Source organism: Streptomyces sp. NPDC054840 (assembly GCF_053611065.1).
The window spans coordinates 1-4744 of sequence record NZ_JBSGZP010000586.1 but is presented as its reverse complement, the minus strand read 5'-3'; the positions used below and the strand labels follow the sequence as shown (position 1 = coordinate 4744).

Annotated in this window: 4 protein-coding genes; 2 read left to right on the top strand and 2 right to left on the bottom strand. The window is 73.2% G+C overall.

Annotation, left to right across the window (positions count from 1 at the left end; genetic code table 11):
• Positions 1 to 204 precede the first annotated feature (204 nt).
• Entirely contained in the window at positions 205 to 960 is a 756-nt protein-coding gene (locus tag ACWGIU_RS30155; protein WP_453711080.1) for a DUF4118 domain-containing protein, read from the top strand.
• A 7-nt stretch (positions 961 to 967) separates the two neighbouring features.
• Here ACWGIU_RS30155 and ACWGIU_RS30150 read toward each other — a convergent pair whose 3' ends face one another.
• Positions 968 to 3034 (bottom strand): SpoIIE family protein phosphatase, encoded by a 2067-nt coding sequence (locus ACWGIU_RS30150; protein WP_453711078.1) that lies wholly within the window; start codon positions 3032 to 3034, stop codon positions 968 to 970.
• Positions 3035 to 3450: 416 nt separating this feature from the next.
• Between ACWGIU_RS30150 and ACWGIU_RS30145 the strand changes: the two genes are divergently transcribed.
• Complete coding sequence (locus ACWGIU_RS30145) at positions 3451 to 3900, top strand: N-acetyltransferase family protein (RefSeq protein WP_453711076.1); 450 nt, start codon at positions 3451 to 3453, stop codon at positions 3898 to 3900.
• A 256-nt stretch (positions 3901 to 4156) separates the two neighbouring features.
• Here the strand turns inward: ACWGIU_RS30145 and ACWGIU_RS30140 are convergent, their stop codons facing one another.
• Positions 4157 to 4666, bottom strand: a complete 510-nt coding sequence (locus tag ACWGIU_RS30140; RefSeq protein WP_453711074.1) for an anti-sigma factor domain-containing protein — start codon at positions 4664 to 4666, stop codon at positions 4157 to 4159.
• Between the last annotated feature and the right edge of the window lie 78 nt (positions 4667 to 4744).

Here is a 4744-nt window from a genome sequence, read left to right as displayed (position 1 = left end):
CGTGCACGCCGACCGGCGTGCAGGCGGTGGCGACGCGCCGGCGAGGGCGGTGGCAGGAGCGGGAGCGGCCGGGTGCGGAATCCGTATGCGGTACGTCAAGACCTCACCAGGGCGGGTGCCTCCTGCCCCCGCCGTGGGCAGGCTGCAGGTGGCGACAGCCGATCGGCCGGCTGGTTCTGGTCACGTCCGGACTGGAGGCACCACATGCCCGGGTACCGACTCCACGACCGTGCCGCGCTGTTCGGGGCCCTGGTGGTACCCCTCCTCGTGGCGCTCGCGCTCGTTCCCTTCCGCACCCACCTCTCCCCGGCGAACGAGGCCCTGGTCCTGGCCGTCGCCGTGATCGCGATCGCCGCCTCGGGTACGCGGTCCGCCGCGGCCCTGGCCGCGCTCTCCGCGGCGGCCTGGTTCGGCCTTCTCCTCCTCACCAGGCCCTACCAGCGGTTCACCATCGCCGACCGGGACGAGATCCGGACGGCCGTCCTGCTGCTGGCCGTCGGGCTGATCGTCGCGCACCTGGCCTTCCGTGCCCGCAGGCTGGAGGCGGTCGTGGTCACCCGGGCCGCGCACCTGTCCAGCCTCCAGGGCACCGCCCGGCTGACCGAGCGGGGCGGATCACCGGACGCGGTGGTCGAGTTCGTCCGCCACGAGCTCATCGGCCTGCTGGGGCTCCGCGGCTGCCGTTTCGAGTACGGGACCCTGATCGGGCACCGGCCGCGGCTGGAGCACGACGGCGGCCTGCGGCCGCGCCGCGGCGGCGAGGTCACCGGGTACGCCGACTGGCCGGACGGCGAGACCGAGCTGCGGGTCGTCGGCGGCGGTCACTACTACGGCCGCTTCCTCCTCGACCCCTTCCCCGGCCACCGCCTGCCGCCCGAGGACGCCCGCTCGGTGGCGATCGCGCTGGCCGCGCTGGCGGGCGCCGCGCTGGACACGGCGGGGATGTCCCACCAGCGCTGAGTCCGGCTCACGGGGCGCGGCGGTGGACGCGGGCGAGGATCAGGACCGTGTCGTCGGTCGGCGGTTCGGGCAGCAGGCCGGCCAGGATACGGTCCGCCATGTCCTCCAACGGCCTTTCTCCGTCGACAAGTTCGGCGCGCAGGGCGTCCAGGCCCACCTCGATGTCCTGTCCCCGGGCCTCAATGAGGCCATCCGTGTACAGGGCGAGCGTCGCGTTCTCGGGCAGTTCGATCTCGGTGCTCCGGAACGGACAGCCGCCGACGCCCAGCGGGACTCCGAGGACCTCGTCGACCGTCTGCACCGTGCCGTCCGGCCGGAGCACCAGGGGCGGGGGGTGGCCGGCGCTGGCGATGCGAGCGCGTCCACTGCGGGGGTCGTAGACGAGGTACAGGCAGGTCGCGAGCTCGATACCGGCCTCCTGGGCACACGTGTCGAGTTCGGTGAGCAGGTCGGCGGGCTCACCGTCGTGGCGGGCCAGGGCCTTGGTGGTGATGCGGAGGTAGCCCATGGCGGCGGCGGCGGACACCCCGTGCCCCATCACATCGCCCACGACGAGGACGACCCGGCCGTCGGGCAGGTTGATCACGTCGTACCAGTCACCGCCGACCTCGGTGATCCGGCTGCCGGGCACGTACCGGTGGGCGACGTCCACGTACGGGGTGGCCGCCAGCGCCGTGGGCAGCAGGGCACGCTGCAGGGTGAGGGCGATGTCCTGGACCCGGCTGTAGAGGCGGGCGTTGTCCAGGCAGATCGCGGCGCGCGAGGCGAGTTCGCCGGCCAGGCTGACGTCCTCCTCGGAGAAGGGCGGACGGGCGGCGGACCGGCCGAACATGGCGATGCCCTGGACGGTGCCCCGGGCGATGAGCGGGGCGACGAGGATGCAGGCCACCCCGCTCTCGCCCATGATCCTCGTGCGTGCCTCGCTGACGACGGTGCGGGCCAAAAACTCCTCGTCCACCACGGCCGAGATGGCGCGGCCGGTGCTCAGCATGTCGTGGATGACGGAGCCAGGCGGGTACCGGACCTTCTCCACCCCGCTCACGAGTTCGACGGCCGGAGCCGGCAGGGTCGTCCCGGAGGCGATGCGGCGGGTGAACAGCGGCCGCCCCGGATCAAAGTCCTCCGTCTCGTCCATCCATTCCACGATCTCGACGACGGAGCCGTCGCAGAAGTCCGGCATCGACGCGTCGACGAGTTCCTGGGCGGTGAGGTTCACGTCCAGGGTGGTCCCGATCCGGGTGGAGGCCCCGTCGAGGATGGCCAGCCGGCGACGGCTGGCGGTGGCTTCCAGGATGGCCCGTTCCCGGTCCGTCACGTCGATCATCAGCCCGCCCACGCCGGAGCGGGTGCCGACGGCCCGGCTCAGCGGGAAGAAACTGACGGACCGGACCTGGTCGCGGTCCGGATGCCCGCGTGGGCGCACGCCGACCAGTGTCCCCACGACGGGCGCGCCGCCTTGGGCGACGGCGCGGAGCATACGCTCGTACTCACCGCCGTCGGACATGATCATGATGTCGTCCATGCGCCGCCCCAGGTGGGCCTCGATCGGCAGGCCGTCCATGTCGGCGAGCGCCTGGTTGAGGTGGATGTACCGCAGGTCCTCGTCGATCATGACCAGGCCGATGGGGCAGGTCTCGAAGAGGGCGTCGAGGAAGGCGAGATTGGTCTTGACCCGGTCGAGTTCGTCACTGCGGCTCGACAGGACCATCACCACCGAGGGGCCCCCGGATCCGGTGACGGCGAAGGACCGGAAGCCGCAGTCGAAGGCCGTGCCGTCGCGGTGCCGGGCCTTCAGCCTGCCCCGCCAGTAGCCCTGCGTACGTCCTTGTTCCGTCAGCCGGGCGCACGACGCGGAGGCGCCGCGGGAGGCATCGGCGAAGAGGAGGGCGCCGGGCCGGGTGAGGACGGCGCCGGGTTCGTACCCGAAGAGGTCACGAGCGCCGGGCCCCCAGTAGCAGACGCGGTCGTGCTCGTCGATGCCGAGGACGGCCACGGGCACGCGCTCCAGCAGCGGCCCGGGCTCGGACCAGATCGGGCCCTGGGTCTCCTCGCCCCCCGGCCGAGCCGATGGCACGAGACGCCCCCTTCCGCACGCCGTACCCTCACATCATCGTGCGGACACGTCGTAGGGGCACGCCGAGCGCCGCACGACGCCTTGCACGAGCCGTGAGGGTCGCTCCTCGCCGTACAGGCGACGCACGAGCAGAACCGGCATGCACCGGACAGAACCCGCGATTCACCCAGCGTCCACCAGGGCTGAAGACGCATTCATCTCTTGTGTGATCACCGTGACGGCCCACGCCCGGGCAGCGCGCTCCGTGCAGCCCCCGCGCGCCGACATCGGTGTCCGGCGCGCGCGGCTTGGCCGACCGCACCCGTACATCGTGGCGCTGCGGCGGCCCGTGTTTCGACACCCCGGCACCTGCCGGGCCGGGCGGACTCCAGCATGATCGATGCTCCACCTTCCTTCGATCACGGGAGTCCGGCCCCATGTCCGACATCAGCGTGCGTTCCGCACGGGACGGCGACTTCGCCCAGTGGCGCGTCCTCTACCGCAGCTACGCCGACTTCTACGGGGTGGAGCAGACGGAGGAGGCGGCAGCCACGGTGTGGTCATGGGTGACCGACCCCGGACACGAGGTCGACGCCCTGGTGGCCGAGGACACCGAGGGCCGGCTGCTGGGCCTCGCCCACTACCGTCCGTTCACGCGCCCGCTCTCCGCGACGGTCGGCTGCTTCCTCGACGACCTGTTCGTGGCACCGCGGCACCGCGGCTCGGGCGCCGCGGACCTCCTGCTCGGCGCACTGCGCGAGCTCGCGGCCGAGCGGGGCTGGAGCGTGGTCCGCTGGATCACCGCCGATGACAACCACCGCGCACGGTCCAAGTACGACCAGGTCGCCGAGCGCACCATGTGGGTCACCTACGACATGGCCCCCTGAGCCCCTGCCCGCACCGCGGCCCCGGAGCACCGCCCTGCCCCGCGCCCGGGAGCACGCACGGGCTCTGCGCCCGCCGCGGCGGCCGTGGGCGGCGGGCGGCCGACAGCAGCCGGACATCGGCGAGACCGGTGCGCGGCGGCGCCACGGGCGAACGGCCGCGACCGCTCGGTCCCATGGCCCAGCGCTCCCTTCCTCCGGGGTCCGACCCACGGCCCGGGACCGAGCAGGGGGTGTCGCCGTGGTGAGCGGAACGGGGTCAGACCGGAAGGTCCATCAGGAGCAGGGGAGCCGTGGTGGGTCGGGGGGATCCTCCGGCGGGTTCGAGGGTGAGGCCGAGCGCGGCGGCGTCGGCGGTGTCACCGTCGATGAGGACGGTGCCGTCCTGGTGGATGAAACCGGCCGGGCCCATCGTGCCGTCGTGGTCGAGCCAGAGCTGGTAGGTCGTGCCGGGGTGGGTGGCGTCGGTCCCGTGGCCCTCGCCCCGCCGGGGCGGGGAGAGGGAGCCGTCGCTGACGCAGATGCCCGCCCGGCCGCGGTCCAGGCTGATGGTGAGCGCGTACGGGGGCAGGGCGTGCCGGACCGCGTTCGTGACGAGCTCGGAGGCGATCAGCAGGATGTCGCAGGCGGTCTCCTGTGGGCAGCGCACGGGCTGCAGGGCGAGGGTGCGCGCGGCGCTGCGGCGGGCCTCCCCGGCGGCCTGCGGTCCTGACGGCAGTGGGTGGTGCACGGTCCTCGGCCGCGCCGGGGATGCGCTTGCGGTGTCCATCACGATTCCTCGCTGTGCGAGCGGTCCCGGTCGCTCCGGGCCGGACCGGACCGGGGCCGGGAACGGACGGGGTTCCGG